This is a genomic window from Streptomyces sp. SA15 (assembly GCF_002291145.1).
In the GTDB taxonomy this organism is placed as follows: Bacteria; Actinomycetota; Actinomycetes; order Streptomycetales; family Streptomycetaceae; genus Streptomyces.
This window is the reverse complement of the sequence record NZ_NTGE01000110.1, coordinates 27,839-48,998: the sequence shown is the minus strand read 5'-3', so window position 1 is coordinate 48,998 and position 21,160 is coordinate 27,839. Positions and strand designations below refer to the sequence as shown.

Annotated in this window: 20 protein-coding genes and 1 pseudogene; 6 read left to right on the top strand and 15 right to left on the bottom strand. The window is 70.6% G+C overall.

Features of this window, described 5'->3' with window-relative positions; genetic code table 11:
• Positions 1-16: 16 nt before the first annotated feature.
• Positions 17-280 (bottom strand): DUF4267 domain-containing protein, encoded by a 264-nt coding sequence (locus CLM62_RS24820; RefSeq protein ID WP_257004072.1) that lies wholly within the window; start codon positions 278-280, stop codon positions 17-19.
• Positions 281-382: 102 nt separating this feature from the next.
• Here CLM62_RS24820 and CLM62_RS24815 point away from each other — a divergent pair.
• Positions 383-637, top strand: a pseudogene (locus tag CLM62_RS24815) (TetR family transcriptional regulator); the annotation flags it as partial.
• 36 nt (positions 638-673) lie between these two features.
• On the opposite strand, the gene CLM62_RS24810 reads toward CLM62_RS24815, so the two are convergent.
• The 5 genes from CLM62_RS24810 to CLM62_RS24790 all read right to left on the bottom strand — a co-directional run bounded on the left by CLM62_RS24810 (position 674) and on the right by CLM62_RS24790 (position 7,958).
• On the bottom strand, positions 674-2,935 hold the full coding sequence (locus CLM62_RS24810; protein WP_095752116.1) for a bifunctional diguanylate cyclase/phosphodiesterase: 2,262 nt from the start codon (positions 2,933-2,935) through the stop codon (positions 674-676).
• Positions 2,936-3,217: 282 nt separating this feature from the next.
• Complete coding sequence (gene ligA / locus CLM62_RS24805; protein ID WP_095752115.1) at positions 3,218-5,410, bottom strand: NAD-dependent DNA ligase LigA; 2,193 nt, start codon at positions 5,408-5,410, stop codon at positions 3,218-3,220.
• 15 nt (positions 5,411-5,425) lie between these two features.
• Complete coding sequence (locus CLM62_RS24800) at positions 5,426-6,427, bottom strand: methionine synthase (protein WP_095752114.1); 1,002 nt, start codon at positions 6,425-6,427, stop codon at positions 5,426-5,428.
• Between the two features lie 259 nt (positions 6,428-6,686).
• Entirely contained in the window at positions 6,687-7,376 is a 690-nt protein-coding gene (locus CLM62_RS24795; protein WP_179382214.1) for an SDR family oxidoreductase, read from the bottom strand.
• Positions 7,377-7,418: 42 nt separating this feature from the next.
• Complete coding sequence (locus CLM62_RS24790) at positions 7,419-7,958, bottom strand: TIGR00730 family Rossman fold protein (RefSeq protein WP_095752112.1); 540 nt, start codon at positions 7,956-7,958, stop codon at positions 7,419-7,421.
• Positions 7,959-8,008: 50 nt separating this feature from the next.
• On the opposite strand from CLM62_RS24790, the gene CLM62_RS24785 reads away from it, so the two are divergent.
• Together CLM62_RS24785 and CLM62_RS24780 are read left to right on the top strand one after the other, a co-directional pair.
• Positions 8,009-8,335 (top strand): DUF427 domain-containing protein, encoded by a 327-nt coding sequence (locus tag CLM62_RS24785; RefSeq protein ID WP_095752111.1) that lies wholly within the window; start codon positions 8,009-8,011, stop codon positions 8,333-8,335.
• Positions 8,336-8,406: 71 nt separating this feature from the next.
• Entirely contained in the window at positions 8,407-9,186 is a 780-nt protein-coding gene (locus CLM62_RS24780) for an alpha/beta fold hydrolase (RefSeq protein ID WP_095752110.1), read from the top strand.
• Positions 9,187-9,229: 43 nt separating this feature from the next.
• Here CLM62_RS24780 and mnmA read toward each other — a convergent pair whose 3' ends face one another.
• Positions 9,230-10,360, bottom strand: coding sequence for a tRNA 2-thiouridine(34) synthase MnmA (gene mnmA, locus CLM62_RS24775; RefSeq protein ID WP_095752109.1), 1,131 nt, complete (start codon positions 10,358-10,360; stop codon positions 9,230-9,232).
• Between the two features lie 60 nt (positions 10,361-10,420).
• Here mnmA and CLM62_RS24770 point away from each other — a divergent pair, with 60 nt between their 5' ends.
• Positions 10,421-11,116 carry an N-acetylmuramoyl-L-alanine amidase gene (locus CLM62_RS24770; RefSeq protein WP_095752108.1) on the top strand — a complete coding sequence of 232 codons (696 nt, stop codon included), beginning with the start codon at positions 10,421-10,423 and terminating at the stop codon, positions 11,114-11,116.
• A gap of 58 nt (positions 11,117-11,174) precedes the next feature.
• Here the strand turns inward: CLM62_RS24770 and CLM62_RS24765 are convergent, their stop codons facing one another.
• From CLM62_RS24765 to CLM62_RS50210, 3 genes are all read right to left on the bottom strand, one after another.
• The gene (locus CLM62_RS24765; protein ID WP_095752107.1) at positions 11,175-12,338 is read right to left on the bottom strand and encodes a cysteine desulfurase family protein; all 1,164 of its coding nucleotides are present in this window, start codon (positions 12,336-12,338) and stop codon (positions 11,175-11,177) included.
• 109 nt (positions 12,339-12,447) lie between these two features.
• Complete coding sequence (locus CLM62_RS24760) at positions 12,448-12,714, bottom strand: DUF4190 domain-containing protein (RefSeq protein WP_095752106.1); 267 nt, start codon at positions 12,712-12,714, stop codon at positions 12,448-12,450.
• A 36-nt stretch (positions 12,715-12,750) separates the two neighbouring features.
• Positions 12,751-12,918: a hypothetical protein gene (locus tag CLM62_RS50210; RefSeq protein ID WP_095752105.1), complete on the bottom strand. Its 168-nt coding sequence runs from the start codon at positions 12,916-12,918 to the stop codon at positions 12,751-12,753.
• Positions 12,919-13,039: 121 nt separating this feature from the next.
• Here CLM62_RS50210 and CLM62_RS24750 point away from each other — a divergent pair, with 121 nt between their 5' ends.
• Positions 13,040-13,666 (top strand): TetR family transcriptional regulator, encoded by a 627-nt coding sequence (locus CLM62_RS24750; RefSeq protein WP_095752104.1) that lies wholly within the window; start codon positions 13,040-13,042, stop codon positions 13,664-13,666.
• 563 nt (positions 13,667-14,229) lie between these two features.
• On the opposite strand, the gene CLM62_RS24740 is transcribed toward CLM62_RS24750, so the two are convergent.
• Together CLM62_RS24740 and CLM62_RS24735 are read right to left on the bottom strand one after the other, a co-directional pair.
• On the bottom strand, positions 14,230-15,207 hold the full coding sequence (locus CLM62_RS24740; RefSeq protein ID WP_095752102.1) for a YafY family protein: 978 nt from the start codon (positions 15,205-15,207) through the stop codon (positions 14,230-14,232).
• Between the two features lie 95 nt (positions 15,208-15,302).
• Entirely contained in the window at positions 15,303-16,154 is an 852-nt protein-coding gene (locus tag CLM62_RS24735) for a thioesterase family protein (RefSeq protein ID WP_095752101.1), read from the bottom strand.
• A gap of 172 nt (positions 16,155-16,326) precedes the next feature.
• On the opposite strand from CLM62_RS24735, the gene CLM62_RS50205 reads away from it, so the two are divergent.
• A complete protein-coding gene (locus CLM62_RS50205) occupies positions 16,327-17,556 on the top strand; it encodes an esterase family protein (protein ID WP_107483819.1) in 1,230 nt (409 codons plus the stop codon).
• 133 nt (positions 17,557-17,689) lie between these two features.
• On the opposite strand, the gene CLM62_RS24725 is transcribed toward CLM62_RS50205, so the two are convergent.
• From CLM62_RS24725 to CLM62_RS24715, 3 genes are read right to left on the bottom strand one after another with little or no spacing between them, the layout of a single operon-like run.
• The gene (locus CLM62_RS24725) at positions 17,690-18,979 is read right to left on the bottom strand and encodes a dipeptide ABC transporter ATP-binding protein (protein WP_257004070.1); all 1,290 of its coding nucleotides are present in this window, start codon (positions 18,977-18,979) and stop codon (positions 17,690-17,692) included.
• 23 nt (positions 18,980-19,002) lie between these two features.
• Positions 19,003-20,100, bottom strand: a complete 1,098-nt coding sequence (locus tag CLM62_RS24720; RefSeq protein ID WP_095752099.1) for an ABC transporter ATP-binding protein — start codon at positions 20,098-20,100, stop codon at positions 19,003-19,005.
• The gene (locus tag CLM62_RS24715) at positions 20,097-21,095 is read right to left on the bottom strand and encodes an ABC transporter permease (protein ID WP_095752098.1); all 999 of its coding nucleotides are present in this window, start codon (positions 21,093-21,095) and stop codon (positions 20,097-20,099) included. Before CLM62_RS24715 ends, CLM62_RS24720 begins: the two co-directional genes overlap by 4 nt.
• Between the last annotated feature and the right edge of the window lie 65 nt (positions 21,096-21,160).

Genomic DNA, 21,160 nt, shown 5'->3' with positions numbered 1-21,160 from the left:
TCCCAGCACCTCGCTCTCAGACGGCGAAGAGCAGTGCGGCACTGATCAGTACGACGACGGCCGTGGCGAAGTGGATCCCGAAGGCCACGGCCTTGGTGCCGCCGTGGCGCAGCACTGTCAGGGTGTCGCCGAGCGGCACGATCGCCACGGCGAGCATGAACCAGGCCTCGGCACGGGCTCCGGCGAAGGCGAGCAGGGCCAGGACCAGGAGGCCGAAGGTGCCGTCCCTGAGGCCCTTGATCGTGAGGTAGGCGGCGTCGCCGTCCGGCTTGGCCGGCACGCCGTAGCCGGTGGAGGCGGGGCTGGAGCAGGAACCGGACCCCGATGAACACGACTGAACACGACGAACAGGTCGAGCACGACGGCCAGGGTGCACGCGGTGATGGTCACGCACACCGTGGACCTGCCGTTCGCCACGGAAGAGGCCCCGGCCGCTCTTCAGGAGGCCTTCGGAGAGCTGGCCCGGGCAGTGGCACCGATCGCCGCCGAGGGCGACCACCTCGGCCTGCTGTCGGAGACGTACTGGGCGGGCCTGCACGGCCTGGTGACCCTGATGCGCAGCGGCCGCCTGCCGGAGGAGGCACACGAACGCAGGCTGGCCCTGCTGTTCGCCCACTTCACGGCAGGGACGAGCTGAGGCCGAGGTGTGCTGTCTCGGCATGCCCGCCCGGAGTCACTCCGCGGCCGGCAGAGCCGCCCTCGGCCGCTGCGGCCGCTGCCACCCCCGCGACCCCCGCGCCCGCAGCCACGCCGTCGTCTCCTCCGGCGGCATCGCCGCCGCGACCAGCCAGCCCTGTACGGCGTCACAGCCCAGGTCCCTCAGCCGCTCCCAGGTCTCGTCGTCCTCGACGCCCTCCGCGACCACGAGGAGGCCCAGGGAGTGCGCCAGGTCCACCGTGCAGCGGACGATCTCCGCGTCCTCGGTGTCGACGGCCAGCCGGGCCACGAACGAGCGGTCGATCTTCAGCTCGCTCACCGGCAGTCGCCGTAGATGCACCAGCGAGGAGTAGCCGGTGCCGAAGTCGTCCAGGGACATCTTCACGCCGTGGCCGGTCAGCCCGGCGAGGGTATCGGCGGCGCGCTGCGGGTCCTCCAGGAGGACGTGTTCCGTTATCTCCAGTTGGAGCGCTCCCGCGGGGACGCCGTGGCGGGCGAGGCGGGCGGCGACGGAGCCCGCGAAACCGGGGGTGTGCACATCGCGCGGGGAGACGTTGACCGCGACCGGGACGAACAGCCCCTGCGAGCGCCACTCGGCGACCTGGCCGAGGGCCGTCTCCAGGACGTACTCCGTGAGATGGGGCATCAGGCCGGACGACTCGGCGATGGCGATGAACTCGTCCGGCGGGACCTTGCCGCGCTCGGGGTGCACCCAGCGGACCAGGGCCTCCAGGCCGGCCACCTGTCCGTCGAAGCGGACCTTGGGCTGGTAGTGCAGTTGGACCTCGTGCGCGTCCAGGGCCCGGCGCAGATCGCCGAGCAGACCGAGCCGGTCCGGGGTGTTGGAGTCCCGCTTGGACTCGTAGACCTCGACGCCGGTACGGTCCCGCTTCGCCTGGTACATCGCCACGTCCGCCCGGCGCAGCAGCCCCTCGGCGTCGAGGGCATGGTCGGGGAAGACGGCGACTCCGGCGCTGGCCTCCAGCACGAGGGTGAGGCCGTCGAGGTCGAGCGGCGAGCTCAGGGCGGCGACGAGGCCACGGGCGACCCGGGTCGCGGAGGTCGTGGAGTCGGCGACGGGTAGTAAGACTGCGAACTCGTCGCCGCCCAGCCGTGCGGCCTCGGCACCGCGCGGCAGTGCCACTCGGAGCCGGTCGGCTATCTGGAGCAGCAGCCGGTCACCGGCCAGGTGCCCCAGTGTGTCGTTGACCGAGCGGAAACGGTCGAGGTCGATCAGCATCAGCGCGGCGCGGGCACCGATGCGCTCGGCGTCGTCCAGGGCGGTCCAGATGCGCTCCAGCAGCCACTGCCGGTTGGGAAGCCCGGTCAGTGGATCACGCAGCTGCTCCTCGGCCCGGGCCCTGGCTATCCACAGGGTGGAGTCGAGGGCGATGAGGGGGATGGCGAACAGCGGCAGCAGGATGGGCTTGGCGATGGCGACCACGCAGATCAGCGGTGCGATGCCGAGCAGCGCGACCGCGACCAGGCCCTGTCTGACCAGGGCGGTACGGGCGACCGTGGGCAGGCCGGAGCGCGGGGCGTGCAGATACCAGCCCAGGGTGCGGCTGACCGCGAGGTAGGCGACCGCGACCAGCACCACCTCGGAGGCGGTGTAGACCGTCCAGCTGGCGGGGTTCCAGGGGTTCTCGACCGACGGCACCCGGCCGAAGGCGCCCAGCAGCAGGGCCCCGGCACCGATGCCGAGGATGTCCACCGCGCCGTGCAGGACGCCCTGTCGCCAGCGGTGCCGGCGGGCCACGCCGACCAGCAGGACGACCGTGAGGCTGACCATGCCGGCGGCCACCCAGCCGTAGAGCAGCAGAACGGCGAGGGTGAGGGCGGCGCCGGAGCCGGTGCCGCCCCACCAGCGGGCGCGGCCGAGCGCCACCAGGTGGCCGACGATGATACCGGTCAGCAGGGCCAGCGACCAGCCCACGGTGCCGGACGGGAAGAGCGCGTGGCCGCCGGTGAAGGCCCGGTAGAAGCCGGCGCCCAGGACGAACCCGGCCGCCGCGACGGTCGCCGCGGGCAGGGCGGGCCAGAACAGGTGCCGTTCGGCCTCGGCTCCGGGCAGCCCGGAAGCGCGTTCCGCGGTGAGCTGCGGGGCGCCGAGGCCCTCGGCCGCCGTGTACTGTCCCGCCACGTACTGTCCGGTGGCACGCCCCTGAGCGCCCGGACGCTCCGAAGGCCGCCCGGCCCATCGGCTTTCCCGCCATGCGCCGACCATCCGGCGCAGGCGCAGCCGTGAGTCCGGGGCGGCGCTCTCGGTCGGTTCCATTCCCGTCCCTCTCACAGCCGGCGGTGCCCACGCCACGCGGCCGATACCCGACAACCGTTGGGCGGCGCCGCGTTGGAAAACCCTTCCCTTTTGTCCTTCAAGGGCCCTTCAAGAACAAAAGGGATGCCCCAACCGCAGCTGGGCACGGCAGGCGCACATCTCAACAGTAGGCCGCAGAAGGCTTCCACGGGCACTGGTCGTCGGCGGTTGCCCGAATGCGCTCCGGCCACCCATATGCATCTGGTATGCGCCGATCGGGTGGCCTTCAACCGCTGCTCCTCGCTACTCCTGTGCCGGAAGCGCGACTTCGGCCGCCGCCTCCGGGCCCTGTTCCAGCAGGACGTTGAAGCCCTCCTCGTTCAGAACAGGTACCTTGAGCTGCATCGCCTTGTCGTACTTCGATCCAGGATTGTCACCCACAATTACGAAGGACGTCTTCTTCGAAACAGAACCGGTTACTTTCGCGCCACGGGTCTGCAACGCGTCCTTCGCTCCGTCGCGTGTGAAGTGTTCGAGCGTGCCGGTGACGACGACGGTCATCCCTTCGAGCGGGCGGGGGCCCTCGTCCTCGCCGGAGCCCTCGTCCTCCATACGGACGCCTGCCGCCTTCCACTTACGGATGATCTCGCGGTGCCAGTCCTCGGCGAACCACTCCTTGACGGAACGCGCCACGATCTCGCCCACGCCGTCGGTGTTCTTGAGCTCCTCCTCGCTCGCCTGGTCGATGCGGTCGATCGAACGGAAGGCGCGGGCCAGCGCCTCGGCGGCGACCGGGCCGACATGACGGATCGACAGGCCGGTGAGGATGCGGGCGAGCGGGCGCTGCTTGGCGACCTGGATGTTCTCCAGCATGGCGAGCGCGTTCTTCTTCGGGTTGCCCTCCTGGTTGGCGAAGACCGTGGCAACCTTCTCCTCGCCGGTCTTCGGGTCCCGCTTGGGCAGGCCGCTGTCCTGGTCGAGGACGTACGCCTTGATGGGCAGCAGCTGTTCGATGGTGAGGTCGAACAGATCGCCCTCGTCCTTCAGCGGCGGCTCCTCGGGCTCCAGCGGCTTGGTGAGGGCGGCCGCGGCGACGTACCCGAAGTGCTCGATGTCCAGCGACTTGCGACCCGCGAGATAGAACAGGCGTTCGCGCAACTGGGCAGGGCAGGAACGGGCGTTCGGACAGCGCAGGTCGACATCGCCCTCCTTCATCGGCCTCAGCGGAGTACCGCACTCGGGGCACTCGCTCGGCATCACGAACTCGCGCTCGCTGCCGTCGCGCAGGTCGACGACCGGTCCGAGGATCTCCGGGATGACGTCACCGGCCTTGCGCAGCACCACGGTGTCGCCGATGAGGACGCCCTTGGCCTTGACGACGTCCTGGTTGTGCAGGGTGGCGAACTCGACCTCCGAGCCGGCCACCGTCACCGGCTCGACCTGGGCGTACGGCGTGACCCGGCCCGTACGGCCCACGCCCACGCGGATGTTGATGAGCTTGGTGTTGACCTCCTCCGGCGCGTACTTGTACGCGATCGCCCAGCGCGGGGCGCGGGAGGTGGAGCCCAGCCGTCCCTGGAGCGGGATCTCGTCCAGCTTGACGACCACGCCGTCGATCTCGTGCTCCACGGAGTGGCGGTTCTCGCCGTAGTACGCGATGAACTCCCGTACGCCGTCGAGGCCGTCGACCACCTTGTTGTGCCGGGAGGTGGGCAGGCCCCAGGCCTTCAGCAGGTCGTACGCCTGGGAGAGACGGGTCATGCCGTCGAAGCCCTGCAGGGCGCCGATGCCGTGGACGACCATGTGCAGGGGGCGGGTGGCGGTGACGCGCGGGTCCTTCTGGCGCAGCGAACCGGCCGCCGCGTTGCGCGGGTTGGCGAAGGGCTTGTCGCCGGCCTCGACCAGGCGGGCGTTGAGCTCCTGGAACTTCTCCATCGGGAAGTAGACCTCGCCGCGGATCTCCACGAACTCCGGGATGCGGTCGCCCTTCAAGCGGTCCGGGATCTCCGCGATCGTACGGACGTTGGGCGTGATGTCCTCGCCCGTACGGCCGTCGCCGCGGGTCGCCGCGCGCGTGAGGCGGCCGTGCTGGTACGTGAGGTTGACGGCGAGGCCGTCGACCTTGAGCTCGCACAGCAGGTGGTAGTCGGGCGCGCCGACGTCCTTGGCGACGCGCTCGGCCCAGGCGGCCAGCTCTTCGTCACTGAAGGCGTTGTCCAGCGAGAGCATGCGCTCGCGGTGCTGGACGGCCGTGAACTCCGTCGCGTACGCGCCCGCGACCTTCTGGGTCGGCGAGTCGGGCGTGCGCAGCTCGGGGTGCTCCTCCTCCAGCGCCTCCAGGGTGCGCAGGAGCTTGTCGAACTCCGCGTCGCTGATGACGGGAGCGTCCTTCACGTAGTACCGGAAGCGGTGCTCCTCGATCTGCTCAGCGAGCTGCGCGTGCTTCTCCCGTGCCTCGACGGGCACCGTCGTCTCCGCTTGCTTTTCGCCGGCCACCGTATTGTCCTCCCGTTACTCAGGGTTGTCCGCGAGGGATCTCGCCGCCCGGACGCAATGGGCGAGGGCCTCGCGTGCGTACCCGGGGGAAGCCCCCGCGAGTCCGCACGACGGAGTGACCGTGACCGCGTCCGCGAGAAGCCCCGGATGCAGCCCCAGCCTGCGCCACAGCGTTCTGACACCCATGACGCTACCGGCAGGGTCTGACAATCGGCCGTCCGTGGTCGGCACAACGCCGGTGAAGAGCCGGGTCCCCCCTTCCACCGCCTCGCCGATCACGTCGTCGTCACGCTCGGTGAGGAGCGCGAAGTCGAAGGAGATGGCCGCCGCGCCGGCCCGACGCAGCAGGGCGAACGGGACGTCCGGGGCGCACGAGTGGACGACCGCCGGTCCGCCCTCGTGCACGCCGATGACGTCGCGGAGCGTGGCCTCGATGATCTGCCGGTCGACGGCGCGGTGGGTGCGGTAGCCGCTGGCGGTCCTCACCTGGCCGCGCAGTACGGGGGTGAGGGACGGCTCGTCGAGCTGGAGCACCAGCTTCGCGCCGGGGACGCGGCGCTGTGTCTCGGCGAGGTGGAGCCGCAGGCCCTCGGTGAGGGAGGCGGCGAGGTCACGGCAGGCGCCGGGGTCGCAGAGCGCGGCCTCGCCGTTCTTCAGCTCCAGGTTGGCGGCCAGCGTCCAGGGGCCCACGGCCTGTACCTTCAACGGGCCCTCGTAGCCCTGGGTGAACTCCTCCAGCGCGTCGAGGTCCTCGCCGAGCCAGGAGCGGGCTCGCTTGGTGTCCCGGCCCGGGCGGTCGCCGATTCGCCAGCCGCTGGGCTCCACGCGCGCGTACAGCTCGACGAGCATCCCCGCGGTCCGGCCGATCATGTCCGCGCCAGGGCCGCGGGCGGGGAGCTCGGGGAGGAAGGGGAAGTCCTCGAAGGTGCCGGTCGCGGTCTTGGCGGCCTCGCGGGCGTCGGCTCCGGGGAGGGAGCCGATGCCGGTGGCGGGGCCGAAGCTGAAGGTTTCGTTCACGTTTGGAAGCCTACGTAGGTTGTCGGGTGCGGTGTGCTCTGGTGCGGGCCCTCGGTTTCTCGCCCCCGCCTCCCCTACCCGTCCCATCCCAGGGGCTCCGCCCCTTCGACCCCGCCAGGGGGCTCCGCCCCCTGGACCCCCGTCGGCCTGAACGGCCTCGTCCTCAAACGCCGGACAGGCTGGATGTGGCTGACCATTCATCCAAGCGAGACGGGTGGTGGGTGGGCATAGGCCTGGGGTCTGGGGGCGGAGCCCTCAGTCAGCGGCCCGGGCGTACCGTCACGTCGTTGATTTCCGCGTCCCTCGGCAGGTCCAGGGCCATCAGGATCGTCGTCGCCACCGACTCCGGGTCGATCCACTTCGACGGGTCGTACTGCTTGCCCTCCTGCTGGTGGACCTTCGCCTGCATGGGGCTCGCGGTGCGGCCGGGGTAGACCGAGGTGACGCGGACGCCGTTGCCGTGCTCCTCGTGCCGCAGGGAATCCGCCAGGGCCTTCAGGCCGTGTTTCGACGCGGCGTACGCCGACCAGTCGGCGTGGGCGTTCAGGCCCGCGCCCGAGTTCACGAACACCACGTGGCCGCGGGCGGCGCGGAGTTGGGGCAGGAAGTGGCGGGTCAGTTCGGCGGGGGCGATCAGGTTGACGTTGAGCTGGTGGCGCCAGGACTTCGGGGTCAGTTCACCGACCGGGCCGAGGTCGACCACGCCGGCGATGTGCAGCAGGGAGTCCACCCGGTCGGGAAGCGTCTGGTGCGAGAACGCCCAGGAGAGCCTGTCGGGGTCCGCCAGATCGCCGACCAGCGTCTTCGCGCCGGGGAACGCCGCCGCGAGCTCCTTCGCACGGCCCGCGTCGCGCGCGTGCAGCACGAGGTCGTCCCCGCGCGCGTGCAGCCGGCGGGCCACGGCCGCGCCGATGCCGGAACCCGCCCCGGTGATCACATGAGTAGCCATGTCCGCCATGCTCGCATCACACGCGGCCGCATCGCAGACGCGTCATTCGACGCCCCGGCTCTCCTCCAGATACGCCAGCGCCCCCACCGGCTCCTCCGCGAAGAACACCAGGTCGGTCAGCGGCCGGGGCAGGAAGCCCTCGTCCTCCATGCGGCGGAACTGCTCCTTGAGGCCGTCGTAGAAACCCGCGGTGTTGAGCAGCACCACCGGCTTGTCGGTGTGCCCGTGTTTCTTCAGTTCCAGGATCTCGGTGGCCTCGTCGAGCGTGCCGGTGCCGCCCACCATGATCACCACGGCGTCGGCGTTCTCCAGGAGGAGCTTCTTCCGCTCGGCCAGATCCCGCGCGACGACCATCTCGTCGGCACCCTGCCGCGCCTTGGCCGCCAGGAAGTCCACAGAGACTCCGCAGAGCCGCCCACCCGCCTCCTGCACCCCATCGGCGACCACCTTCATCAGCCCGACGTCCGAACCGCCCCAGACCAGGGTGTGCCCGCCCTTGCCGATCAGTTTCGCGAACTCCCGCGCGGGGCGGGTGTATCGGTCGTCCAGGTCGGCGGCGGAGAGGAAGACGCAGATTCGCATGGAGTCACCGTACGCGGGAAGAACCGGCGGCCCGCGAGTGCTGTCCGGGTATGGCCGAAGGACACACGATCACGATCGAGCAGGGCACCCAGCGCGTACGGGTCGTCCATGGCGACCAGGTGCTGGCGGAGAGCGACCGCCCCCTCCTCCTGCGGGAGACGGGCTGTCCGGTGCGGTACTACATCCCCGCCGACGACGTACGACTGGACCTGCTGACCCCCTCCGACACGCACACGTACTGCCCGTTCAAGGGCACCGCGTCCTACTGGTCCCTGCCGGACGCGGCGGACCTGGTGTGGGCGTATCCCGAGCCCAAGCCCGACGTCGCCGAGATCAAGGACCACCTTTGCTTCTACGAAGTGGAAGTGTCCTCATAGAGGTCCCATAGGGGTCCCAATAGAAGTGTTGTGACCGATTAATACGCCGTCGTGGGGCAGTCTTCACAGACATGGACAAGAAGACGACTTCACGCGACGGCACTTCCCTCGCGTACCAGCGCACCGGTCAGGGTCCGGCGGTCATCCTCATCAGCGGGGCCATGTCCACAGGGGCCACCGTGGCGCCGCTGGCCGGGCCCCTGTCCGACCGCTTCAGCGTGGTCTCGTACGACCGCCGGGGCCGGGGCGAGAGCGGCGACACGGCCCCCTACGCGGTCGCCCGTGAGGTAGAGGACCTCGCGGCGCTGATCGACGCGGTGGGCGGCGAGGCGGCGTTGTACGGCGTCTCCTCGGGCGGTGCGCTGGCACTGCACGCGGCGGCGAGCGGGCTGCCGGTGAGCCGGGTCGCCGTGTACGAGGTGCCGTTCGCGGTGTACGAGGGCGGTCTGAAAGAGCGCGCCGAGTACACCGAGCACCTGACCGAGGCGCTCGCACAGGGGCGGCGCGGCGACGCGGTCGAGCTGTTCCTGAGGCTGACCGGGCTGGCCGAGGAGATGATCCAGGGTGCCCGCCACTCCCCCATGTGGGCCGGCATGGAGGCCATCGCGCCGAGCCTCGCCTACGACGACGCCGTGATGGGCGACGGCCGGGTGCCCCGGGAGCGGCTGGCCTCGATCACCGTCCCCGTGCTGGCCATGGCGGGCGACGCGAGCCCCGCATGGATGCGCGAGGCCGCGCAGGCGGTCGCTCAGGCGGCACCGGAGGGCTCGTACCGGACGCTGGAGGGTCAGACCCACATGGTGGATCCGAACGTCCTGGCGCCGGTGCTGGCAGAGTTCTTCACCCAGTAGCGACACCCGATAGCGACACCCGACAGCGACCCGTTGGCGGGGGTCAGGCCACCCCGGCCGTCGCCCGCCGCGTCGACGCGATCGTCGCCGAGCCGACCACGCGCGTGCCGTCGTACAGCACGATCGCCTGGCCGGGGGCCACGCCGCGGACCGGCTCGGTGAAGCGCACCTGGAGGTCGCCGTCGACCAGTTCGGCGGTGACCTCCGTCTCGCCGCCGTGGGCGCGGAGCTGGGCCGTGTAGGTGCCGGGGCCGGTCGGGGCGGCGCCGCACCAGCGGGGCTTGACGGCGGTGAGCGCGCTGACGTCCAGGGCGGCGGCCGGGCCGACCGTCACCGTGTTGTCCACCGGGGAGATGTCGAGGACGTAGCGCGGCTTGCCGTCGGGCGCCGGGGTGCCGATCCTGAGGCCCTTGCGCTGGCCGATGGTGAAGCCGTACGCGCCCTCGTGCGTGCCCAGCTTGGCGCCGGACTCGTCGACGATGTCGCCCTCCGCCTTGCCGAGGCGGTCGGCTAGGAAGCCCTGGGTGTCGCCGTCGGCGATGAAGCAGATGTCGTGCGAGTCGGGCTTCTTGGCCACCGCCAGGCCGCGGTGCTCGGCCTCCGCGCGGATCTCGTCCTTGGTGGTGACCGTGTCGCCGAGCGGGAACATCGCGTGGGCGAGCTGGCGGTCGTCCAGGACACCGAGGACGTACGACTGGTCCTTGGCCATGTCGGAGGCGCGGTGCAGCTCGCGAGTGCCGTCACCGCGCAAGATCACCTTGGCGTAGTGGCCGGTGCAGACCGCGTCGAAGCCGAGGGCGAGCGCCTTGTCGAGCAGGGCGGCGAACTTGATCTTCTCGTTGCAGCGCAGGCAGGGGTTCGGTGTGCGGCCGGCCTCGTACTCGGCGACGAAGTCCTCGACCACGTCCTCGCGGAAGCGGTCGGCGAGGTCCCACACGTAGAACGGGATGCCGATGACGTCCGCGGCGCGACGGGCGTCGCGCGAGTCCTCGATGGTGCAACAGCCACGCGCGCCCGTGCGGAACGATTGAGGGTTCGCCGAGAGGGCGAGGTGGACGCCGGTCACGTCGTGGCCCGCCTCGGCCGCGCGGGCGGCGGCGACGGCGGAGTCGACTCCGCCCGACATGGCGGCGAGGACGCGAAGAGGACGGGAGCGCTGCGTGGTGTCAGTCATAACCCTTCAAGGGTACGGGTGCGCGGGAACCGGAGCCCACGCATATCCGTTCACGATCACATGGGGGCGAGACGAGCATCCAAGGACACGGACAAGGCCAAGCGCACGGGCGCGGACGCGGACCGGCGCATCGGCCGCCGTGCCCTGCTGATCGGCGGGACGGCGGCCGCGGCGGGCACGGCCGTGCTGGCCCGTGACCAGCTGGCACGCCTGTGGTGGCGCGCGCCCGGTGTGGAGAAGCCGCGCAAGGAGGGCGAGGTCGACTACGCGGGCGCGCGATGGGTGTCGGCGTCGGAGGCGAACTGGCGGCGCGCCGACCGCCCCGACGACTACGCCATAGAGATGGTGATCATCCATGTCACGCAGGGCAGCTTCGCCAGCGCGGTGAAGGTGTTCCAGGACCCGGGGCACGGGGCGGCCTCGCACTACATCGTCCGCAAGGACGGGCACGTCACACAGATGATCCGCGAGCTGGACGTGGCGTACCACGCGGGCAACCGCGACTACAACGAACGCAGTGTCGGCATCGAGCACGAAGGCTTCGTGGACCGTCCGCAGGACTTCACGGACGAGATGTACGAGGCCTCGGCGCGGCTCACGGCCCGGGTCTGCGCGCGCTACGCCATACCCGTCGACCGCGAGCACATCATCGGGCACGTGGAGGTGCCGGGGACGGACCACACCGACCCTGGGCCGCACTGGGACTGGGACCGGTACATGGAGCTCGTACGGAAGGCCCGTACGGCGGTGGCCTGAGCGGCCGACACGCGTTTACGCGTAAGAGCGGCCGTTACGCGTTCACGCGTAAGCGCCCTTACGTCAGTCCCGCCGCGCGCGCCCGTTCCACCGCCGGGCCGATCGCCTTCGCGACCGCCTCGACGTCCGCCTCCGTGGAGGTGTGACCGAGGGAGAAGCGGAGGGTGCCGCGGGCCAGGTCCGGGTCGATGCCGGTGGCGAGCAGGACGTGACTGGGCTGGGCGACTCCGGCGGTGCAGGCGGAGCCGGTGGAGCACTCGATGCCCTGGGCGTCCAGGAGGAGGAGCAGGGAGTCGCCCTCGCAGCCCGGGAAGGTGAAGTGGGCGTTGGCCGGAAGGCGGTCCACGGGGTCGCCGCCGAGGATCGCGTCCGGGACGGCCGTACGGACCGCCTCGACCAGGGCGTCGCGCAGGGCGCCGATCTCCCGGGCGAACCACTCGCGCTGCTCGGCGGCCAGGCGGCCGGCCACCGCGAAGGACGCGACCGCGGGGACGTCGAGGGTGCCGGAGCGGACGTGGCGCTCCTGGCCGCCGCCGTGCAGGACGGGGACGGGGGTGTACTCGCGGCCCAGAACCAGGGCGCCGATGCCGTACGGGCCGCCGATCTTGTGACCCGACACCGTCATCGCGGCGAGCCCGGAGGCGGCGAAGTCGACGGGGACCTGGCCGAAGGCCTGGACGGCGTCGGCGTGCAGGGGGATGCCGAACTCGGCGGCGACGTCGGCGAGTTCGCGGACCGGCAGGATCGTGCCGATCTCGTTGTTCGCCCACATGATCGTGGCGAGGGCGACGTCGTCGGGGTTGCGGGCGATGGCTTCGCGGAGCGCCTCGGGGTGGACGCGGCCGTACCGGTCGACGGGGAGGTACTCGACCGTGGCGCCCTCGTGTTCGCCGAGCCAGTGGACGGCGTCGAGGACGGCGTGGTGTTCGACGGGGCTGGCGAGGACCCGGGTGCGGGCCGGGTCGCCGTCGCGGCGGGACCAGTACAGGCCCTTGACGGCGAGGTTGTCGGCCTCGGTGCCGCCGGAGGTGAGGACGATCTCGCTGGGGCGAGCGCCGAGAGCTTCGGCGAGGGTTTCGCGGGCTTCCTCCACCGTGCGGCGTGCCCGGCGGCCGGATGCGTGGAGGGAGGAGGCGTTTCCGGTGACGCTCAGGTGCGCGGTGAGTGCCTCGACTGCCTCGGGGAGCATCGGGGTGGTCGCGGCGTGGTCGAGGTATGCCATGGTGACGCCGATTCTACGTGGCCCTTGCAGTGGGGTCGGGCCGTGCGCCTCGGCTCGGCCGCACTGGAGCTTGGTGGCGTCGGGCAGTCGTTCCGCAAGGCGGAACGCCTCAGAAGCTCCAGGACACCGTGCTGTCGGCCTGCATGAACGCCACCAGGACCAGCAGGTCGGCGACGCCCAGTCCCATTCCGAGGTACGCCCGGCCCCGACGGTTCGTGTCCCGCCACAGCGCCACCGCCGCCAGGACGATCGCGATCGGGCCGAGGAAGACGTTGAAGACGAGGAGGCCGATGAGGCCGAGGACGAAGGACGCGACGGCCATGCCGTCGGCGTCGCGGATTCCGGTGCGGCGGGTGGCCGGTGCGGTGAGTTGCATGGCGGATCAGCTCCCGAAGGCTCGAGTGGGCGGATGTCAGTTGGTGGACGGGCCGCTACGGCGTCCGTGGCGCTCGCGGACCGCGAAGATGCCGAGCCAGACGGCGATCACGGCGGCGGCCACGGCGGTGAAGCCCAGCGGCGCGTGGGCGACCGTGCCCACGACGACGCCGAACATCAGGAGTGCGGCGACGAGGAACAGCATGTCGGGGATCCCCCTCCGTTACGTTTCGGTGAACGGTTGTAGTTACACTTGTTCACTGACTTCCCAGTCTAGCGCGTCGTACCGCTTTCCAATTACAGAGAACAGTTGTTAACTGCATGGCATGAGTCACACCCTCGGCATCCGGCAGGCACAGAAACAGAAGACCCGGCAGTCGCTCCTGGACGCGGCGCTGGGATTGCTGGAGGAGCAGAGCCTGAGCAGTCTGGGCCTGCGCGAGGTCACACGCGCCGTCGGCGTCGCCCCGACGGCCTTCTACCGCCACTTCCGCTCCACCGCGGATCTCGGCGTGGCCCTGGTCGAGGAGGCGCTGAGCAGCCTGCACCCGATGATCCGGACGACGGTGTCCGCGGCGGACGACAGCGACCAACGCATCAAGCGCGCCGTCGAGTTGATCGCCCGCCACGTGAACGCGTACCCAGCCCATGTCCGTTTTATCGCCCGTGAGCGACATGGCGGGGTTCAGCCGGTGCGGGACGCCATACGGGACCAACTGGCCCGTTTCGGCCAGGAGGTCAAGGCCGAACTGGCCAAGGACCCCGAGTCCGCCGGCTGGAACGAGGACGACCTCCTCATGCTCGCCAACCTGTACGTCGATCAGATGCTGATCACCGCCTCACTGTTCCTGGAGGCGCTGGAGGCATCCCCGGAGGAGCGGGAGCGAGTCACGCAGGTGGCGGAACGCCAGCTCCGGCTGATCAGCATCGGCCGTCACCACTGGCTGGACTGACCCGGCGCGAAAGAAGAAGGCGGCACACCCCCGCTGGGTGCGCCGCCTGCCGTAGAGGTACGAAGTCCTCCGTCAGCCCTGCTGGGCCTGCTGCCCCTGCCCGCCGCCCGGGCCCCCGCAGCCACCGCCCTGACCCCCGCCCGGTCCGCCCTGCCCCCCACCGGGCGCGCCACTCGACATGCCCGACGGGGCACCTGACGGAGCACCCGAGGGAACACCTGACGGGGCACCGGACGGCGCCCCTGAAGAAGCTCCCGACGGCTTGCCGGTCGGCCGGCCCGACGGCGTCTGACAGCCCTGCTGCTGCCCGGAGTTCCCGTTGCCGCTGCCGGAGGACGAGGTATCGCCCGAACCGCAGGCCGCGAGCAGCAGCGGCGAGAGGGCCAGCAGGGCCACGGCGGGGATGAGACGCGCACGCTTCATGAGAACCAGCTCCGAAGAGGATGAGGGAGTCCTGAGGCGGGCACTCAACCAACAACACTTGTGGGGTCCTTGGGACCACCCTGTCGTCTGCCTGTCAATGGGGTAAAGCGCGGCCCAAGCAGCCGCGCTGACCAGGCATTTCAGTCCCGCCCGCCGGCCGTCCGCCGGTACAGCTCCGTGACGGAGGCGGCCGCCGCGGCCAGTTCCTCGCGCACTTCCGGCGGGGAGAGGACCTCCACGCGGTCGGCGAACATGAGCAGTTGGCGGGCCTCGCCGACGACGCCGTACGACAGCCGGGCCGTGACCCACTCGCTCGTACCGTCGTCCTCGGGAGGGGAGGCGAGCCAGGCGGCGGTCAGGCGCAGGAACAGGTCGAGGCGGTCGCGCCGGACGCGGACGGTGACGTCGAGTCCGCCGGGGCGTTCCTCGACCTGACGGCGCAGGACCTCCCAGACGTCGGCGAGTTCGGTGTCCGGCCGCCGCCGTACCGGGTCGTCCAGGACGGCCGCCGAGTGCACCCGGTCGGCGCGGAAGAGCTGGGGCTTCGCCCGCCGGTCGGCGACCAGGTACCAGATGCCCGCCTTGGCGACGAGGCCGTACGGGTCGACGGTGTAGGTCCGCGGCTCCTTCGTGTCGCTGTGCCGGTAGCGCAGTCTGAGGCGCCGGTCGGCGAAGACCGCGTCCTGCAACACGTCCAGGTCGACGGCCTTGTGCGGGCCGCCCTTCCAGCGCGTGGCGTCGACGAGGACGCGGCGGGAGGTGACCTCGGCGGCCGGGCGGTGCGGGGCGGGCAGCGCCGCCATCACCTTGCGCAGGGCCGAGCCGAGTGCCGCGTCCAGGCCGAGCGCCGCGTGCGCGCCCTGGGCGGCCAGGATGAACAGTGCCCGGGACTCGTCCGCGGTCAGGCCCGTGACGTCCGTACGGAACCCGGCGAGCAGCTCGATGCCGCCGTGCCGGCCGCGTTCGGCGTAGACCGGGACGCCGGAGGCCGACAGGGCCTCGACGTCCCGGTAGATGGTCCGCACGGACACCTCGAGCCGCTCGGCGAGTTCGTGCGCGGGTACCCGGCCGCGGGTCTGCAGGAGCAGCAGGATCGACAGCAGGCGGTCGGACTTCACGCCCTCAGAATCCCACCCGAGGGGCCATATCCCATCCGAGGGGCCGCATCCCACCCAAGGGGCCGCATCCCACCCAAGGGGCCGTCAGCCCGCCGTCACCCCAGCCTGACCCGTGCCAACTGCCGCGACTGTGCCACCAGCCGGTCCGCGCTGTCCCAGACCTCGGCGTCCTCCTCCAGGAAGCCGCCGGCGAGATTACGGGTGGTGATCGAGACACGCAGCGGGCCCGGCGCCGGGCGGGAACGGACATGCACGGTGAGTTCGACGGTCGGAACCCAGCCGGTCAGGCCCAGTTCGAAGGCGGTCGGCGGCAGCGCGTCGACCGCCAGCAGCAGCGAGAAGGGGTCGGCGTCACGGCCGTCGGCGAGTCCGAACCAGGCCCGCATCTCCCCCTTGCCGGACGGCGAACCGAGCGCCCAGCCCAAGGTGGACGGGTCCATCTTGACCATCAGCCGGTCGGCGATCGCCGAGCTGTCGGAGACGGGAGCGGGGCCGTCCTCGGGCCCGAAACACTGGTCCATCGGTGGGATCGCGGGCGGTTCGGCCGTCGTACGGACGTCGTCCGGCAGCGCGTCCAGGTCTCCGTACGAGGCGAGAACGCGGATGCGTTCGACTTCGCGGCCCTGGTCGTCGTACTGGAAGAGGGAGGCCTGGCCGGTCGACAGCGTGCGTCCGGTCCGTATGACGTCCGTGCGCACGACCGCCGGGCCGGGCCGGGACGCCGTCAGGTAGTGCGCCGAGATGGTGAACGGGTCGCAGTGCGGCAGGGCGTCCGCGAGTGCGCGGCCGAGGACGGCCAGCAGAAAGCCGCCGTTGACGGCGTCGAGGATCGTCCAGCCGGCGGAGAGGTCGATGTCGTAGACCCCGGGCTCGCGCCGGGTGACCGCGGTGTCCCGGTCGAACTCGCTGTCACCGATCGTGGCCCGCACGGTAGCTGCTTCTGACATGGCTGAACGGTACAACAGGAAACTACTAAGCGGTAGCTTTGGAGTCGGCAAAAGCCTCGGGGCCGAAAGCCTTGGCCGAAAGCCTTGATACAGGTGAGCCGCGGGCAATTTCTCGGTAAGTGTCCGTACTCGTCCGTCAACCCGAGTGAGCCGCCATGCCCTCTGTAAGGACATGAGCCTCACCGGGACGTCGTTCCTCTACACCCTGATCGCGCTGGCCGCCATGGCCCTCGTCCTGCCGCTCGCCCTGTGGTCGCGGATCCGGGGGCCGCAGGCCCTGCGCACCGTGGCCCGGGTGCTGATGCTGCTGTTCGCCCAGGGCACCGCCGTCGCCCTGGTCTTCGTGATGGTCAACAACGAGAACAATCTGTACGACAACTGGGCCGATCTGCTCGGCACCGGCGACCACGTCCAGCAGGCCGCGAACCTGGGCGCCGACGGCACCGGCGGCATCGCGCTGCGCCGGCTGCCCAAGGTCCGGCAGACGTTCACGCCGGCCGGCGGGCCCGGCATGCGGGCGGCCGGCGGCGTGCGCGTCACGCAGCTCAAGGGCCGGGTGTCGGGCGTGAACGCCGAGGTCTACGTCTGGCTGCCGCCGCAGTACGACGAACCCGCCTACCGGCACCACAAGTTCCCCGTGGTGGAGCTGCTGCCGGGCTATCCGGGCTCGGCGAAGGCCTGGTTCGGGGCGCTGCACGCCCACGAGCAGTTGCTGCCGCTGATGCGCGACGGCCGTATCGCGCCGTTCATCCTGGTCGCCCCGCGCACCAACCTGCTGGCCGGGGTGGACACCGGCTGCGCCAACATCCCGGGCACGGTGAACGCCGACAGCTGGCTCAGCATCGACGTGCCCACGATGGTCATGGACAACTTCCGCGCCGAGTCCGCGCCCGCGGGCTGGGCGGTCGCCGGGTACTCGGCGGGCGCGCACTGCGCGACGAAGCTGGCCGTCGCCCACCCCGGCCGCTACCGGGCCGCGATCAGCCTGTCCGGCTACAACGACCCGATCGGCGAACGCGATTCGCTGGCCGCGCAGAACCCCGTGCTCCGCAACGCCAACAACCCACTCCTGCTGCTGCGCGAGGCCCGCACCCCGCCCCGGATCGCCCTGTACCTCTCCGGCCAGCCGCACGACGGCTACGAGGCGGGCGTGGCCCTCGAACAGAGCGCGAAGGCGCCGACGACCGTACACGTCGTCTACATCCCGAGGAGCGCGGGCGGGCACACCATGGCGCTGTGGCGGCCGCAGGTGGTCCCTGCGTTCCGTTGGCTGACCGAGGAGATGGGGCAGCTCCGCCCACGGACCGGCGCTACTCCTCCGACACCGTCGACCGCCGGTTCCACGCACGCGGCGCTCGCCAGTGGAACCGCATGGCGAGCAGGCGCAGGACGAAGGCGGTGACGACCGCGGTGGAACCGCATGGCGAGCAGGCGCAGGACGAAGGCGGTGACGACCGCGAGCGCGCCGGTGACCTCGGCGAGGACGGCGATGCGGGGCCCCGCCTTGCAAGGCAAGGCGGGGCTGGGGGGCTGGGTTACTTGTCTCCGGGTTCCTTGGAGGGAGCCTCGGTTTCCTTGGAGGAGGCCTCAGCCTTGTTCTCGGCGGACTCGTCAGTGGACTCCCCTGAGGACGTCGCAGGCGCCTCACCAACCTCCGCCGCCACAGCCGCCGACGTCTCCGCCGACTCCGCCAGCACCTCGTCCGCCACGAGCGCGGCCGCCTCCTTGGCGGCGGTGATCAGCACCGTGTCCTGCGGGGCCTGGTCCTCGAAGTTCTCCGGGTGGTGGCAGGCGACCTGCTGGCCGGGCTTCAGCTCGATCAGCGGCGGCTCGGTCGTCCTGCAGGTCTCCGTCGCCTTCCAGCACCGGGTGTGGAAGCGGCAGCCGCTCGGCGGGGAGATCGGCGAGGGCACGTCGCCCTTGAGCAGGATGCGCTCGCTCTTGGCCGACTTGCGGCGCGGGTCCGGGATCGGGACCGCCGACATCAACGCCTTGGTGTACGGGTGCATCGGCGCCCGGTACAGCGACTCGCGGTCGGCCAGCTCGACGATCTTGCCGAGGTACATCACCGCGATCCGGTCCGAGACGTGCCGGACGACCGAGAGGTCGTGCGCGATGATCACGTACGTCAGGCCCAGCTCCTGCTGGAGGTCGTCCAGCAGGTTCACCACCTGCGCCTGGATCGACACGTCGAGCGCGGAGACCGGCTCGTCGGCCACCACGAGCTTCGGGTTGAGCGCGAGCGCGCGGGCGATGCCGATGCGCTGGCGCTGGCCGCCGGAGAACTCGTGCGGATAGCGGTTGTAGTGCTCGGGGTTGAGGCCGACCACCGACAGCAGGCGCTGGACCTCCTTCTTGATGCCGCCCTCGGGCGAGACGCCCTGCAGCCGGAAGGGGGCGCCGACAATGGTGCCGATGGTGTGACGCGGGTTCAGCGACGAGTACGGGTCCTGGAAGATCATCTGCATATCGCGGCGCATCGGACGCATGCCCGCCACACCGAGGTGCGTGATGTCCCTGCCCTCGAACTCGACCTTGCCGCCAGTCGGTTCGAGGAGCCGGGTGATCAGCCGGCCCATCGTGGACTTGCCGCAGCCGGACTCACCCACGACGCCGAGCGTCTCGCCGGACTTCACCTCGAAGTCGATGCCGTCGACCGCGTGCACCGCGCCGACCTGCCGCTGGAGCAGGCCCTTCTTGATCGGGAAGTGCTTCTGGAGCCCGGTCACCTTCAGCAGGATCTCGCCGGGGGCGGCGTCCTTGGTGAGGGTGGCCGCGCCTGAGGCCTTCGCCTCGGTGCCGTCGCTCTTCGCGGGAGTGGTCACGACTGTGTCCTTGGAGTTCTCGCTCACAGCTTCGGCGCAATCTCTTCGGTCCAGATGCGCTCCCGCTGCTCCTGGGTCATGTGGCAGGCGGCCCAGTGCTTGCTGCCGACTTCGGTCAGCTCGGGGCGGATCGTGCGGGTGACGTCGTCCTTCGGGATGTCGGCGTACGGGCAGCGCGGGTTGAAGGCGCAGCCGGACGGGATGTTGATCAGCGAGGGCGGGGAGCCCTTGACCGGGATCAGGCGCTCCTGCTGCTCGCGGTCCAGCCGCGGCATCGAGCCGAGCAGGCCCCAGGTGTAGGGGTGGCGGGGCTCGTAGAACACCTTCTCGGCCGGGCCGCGCTCCACGCAACGGCCGCCGTACATCACCAGGATGTCGTCGGCGAGCTCGGCGACGACGCCCAGGTCGTGGGTGATGATGATGACCGCCGAGCCGAACTCCTTCTGCAGGTCCCGGATCAGGTCGAGGATCTGCGCCTGGACGGTGACGTCGAGGGCGGTCGTCGGCTCGTCCGCGATGAGCAGCTCGGGGTTGTTGACCAGCGACATCGCGATCATCGCGCGCTGGCGCATACCGCCGGAGAACTCGTGCGGGTAGCTGTCGACGCGCTTGTCCGGCTGCGGGATGCCGACGCGGTCGAGCATCTCCACGGCACGGCGCTTGGCCGTCTTCTTGTCCACGTTGTGGTGGATGCGGTACGCCTCCACGATCTGCTGGCCGATCGTGTAGTACGGGTGCAGCGCGGACAGCGGGTCCTGGAAGATCATCGACATCTCGCGGCCACGCAGCTTGCGCACGTAGTCCGAGTCGGCGGTCAGCAGCTCGGTGCCGTCCAGCCAGATCTCGCCGGAGATCTGCGCCTTGCGCTTGCCGTACTGGCCGGCGGTGTGCAGGCCCATGATGCCGAGCGAGGTCACCGACTTGCCGGAGCCCGACTCGCCCACGATGCCGAGGGTCTTGCCCTTCTCCAGCTGGAAGCTGAGCCCGTCGACGGACTTGACCAGGCCGTCGTCGGTCGGGAAGTGCACCTTCAGGTCGCGTACTTCGAGGAAGGCGGTCGGAGCGGGCGAGGTGCCGGTGGGCTCCCCCACGGCCGCTCCGCTCTTGCTGAGTTCGGTCATGCGAGCCTCACTCGGGGGTCGATCACGGCGTACAGGACGTCCACCACGAGGTTGGCGATCAGCACCGCGAGAGAAGTGATCAGGGTGACGCCCAGGATGATGGGCAGGTCCTGGTTTTTGATGGCGTCCAGCACGGCCTCGCCGAGGCCGGGGAGGTTGAACGTGGACTCGGTCAGGATCGCGCCGCCGATGAGGGCACCGAGGTCCATGCCGAGCATGGTCAGGATGGGCGTCATCGTCGAGCGCATGGCGTGCTTGCCGATGACGGTCTGCTCCTTGAGGCCCTTGGCGCGGGCGGTGCGGATGTAGTCCTCGCCGAGGATCTCCAGCATGGTGGCGCGGGTGATGCGCGCGTACATCGCCGCGTACAGGAAGGCCAGCGTGATCCACGGCAGGATCATGCCGCCGAACCAGCCGGTGAAGCTCTCCGCCAAAGGCTTGTACTGACCGTCGAACCAGTCCAGCCCGAAGACGAAGATCGACAGGGAGAGCATGCCGGTGAAGTAGATGGGCAGGGAGACACCCGACAGCGCGACGACCATCGCGCCGCGGTCCCAGATGCTGCCCCGCTTGAGCGCGGAGAGCACACCCGCCGCGATGCCGAAGATCAGCCACAGCACGGCGGCGCCGAGCGCGAGACCCAGGGTCACCGGGAAGCGGTCGGTCAGCACCGGCCAGACGGCCTGTTCGCTGCGGAAGGAATAGCCGAAGCACGGCGCGGAGCAGTGGTTGACGTCGCCGCCGGCCGCGTAGGTACGGCCCGCGAAGATGCCCTTGAAGAACTCCCAGGCCTGGGCGTAGATCGGGTCGCCGAGCCCGAGCTTCTGCCGCACCGCCTCGACGGCGGCGGGGTCGGCCTGCTTGCCCACGAAGCTCGAGGCGATGTCGACGCCCGCCCACTTGGGGACGAGGAAGAAGATGCCGAAGACCACCAGGATGATGACCACGAGCATCACTGCGGCGGCGAACAACCGCCTGATGAGGTAAGCGAGCACAGCTCTCGGCCCGCTGCGGACCACGGGCCACCGGAGGTCGTCCGGTGGCCCGCGATCACGCCGCG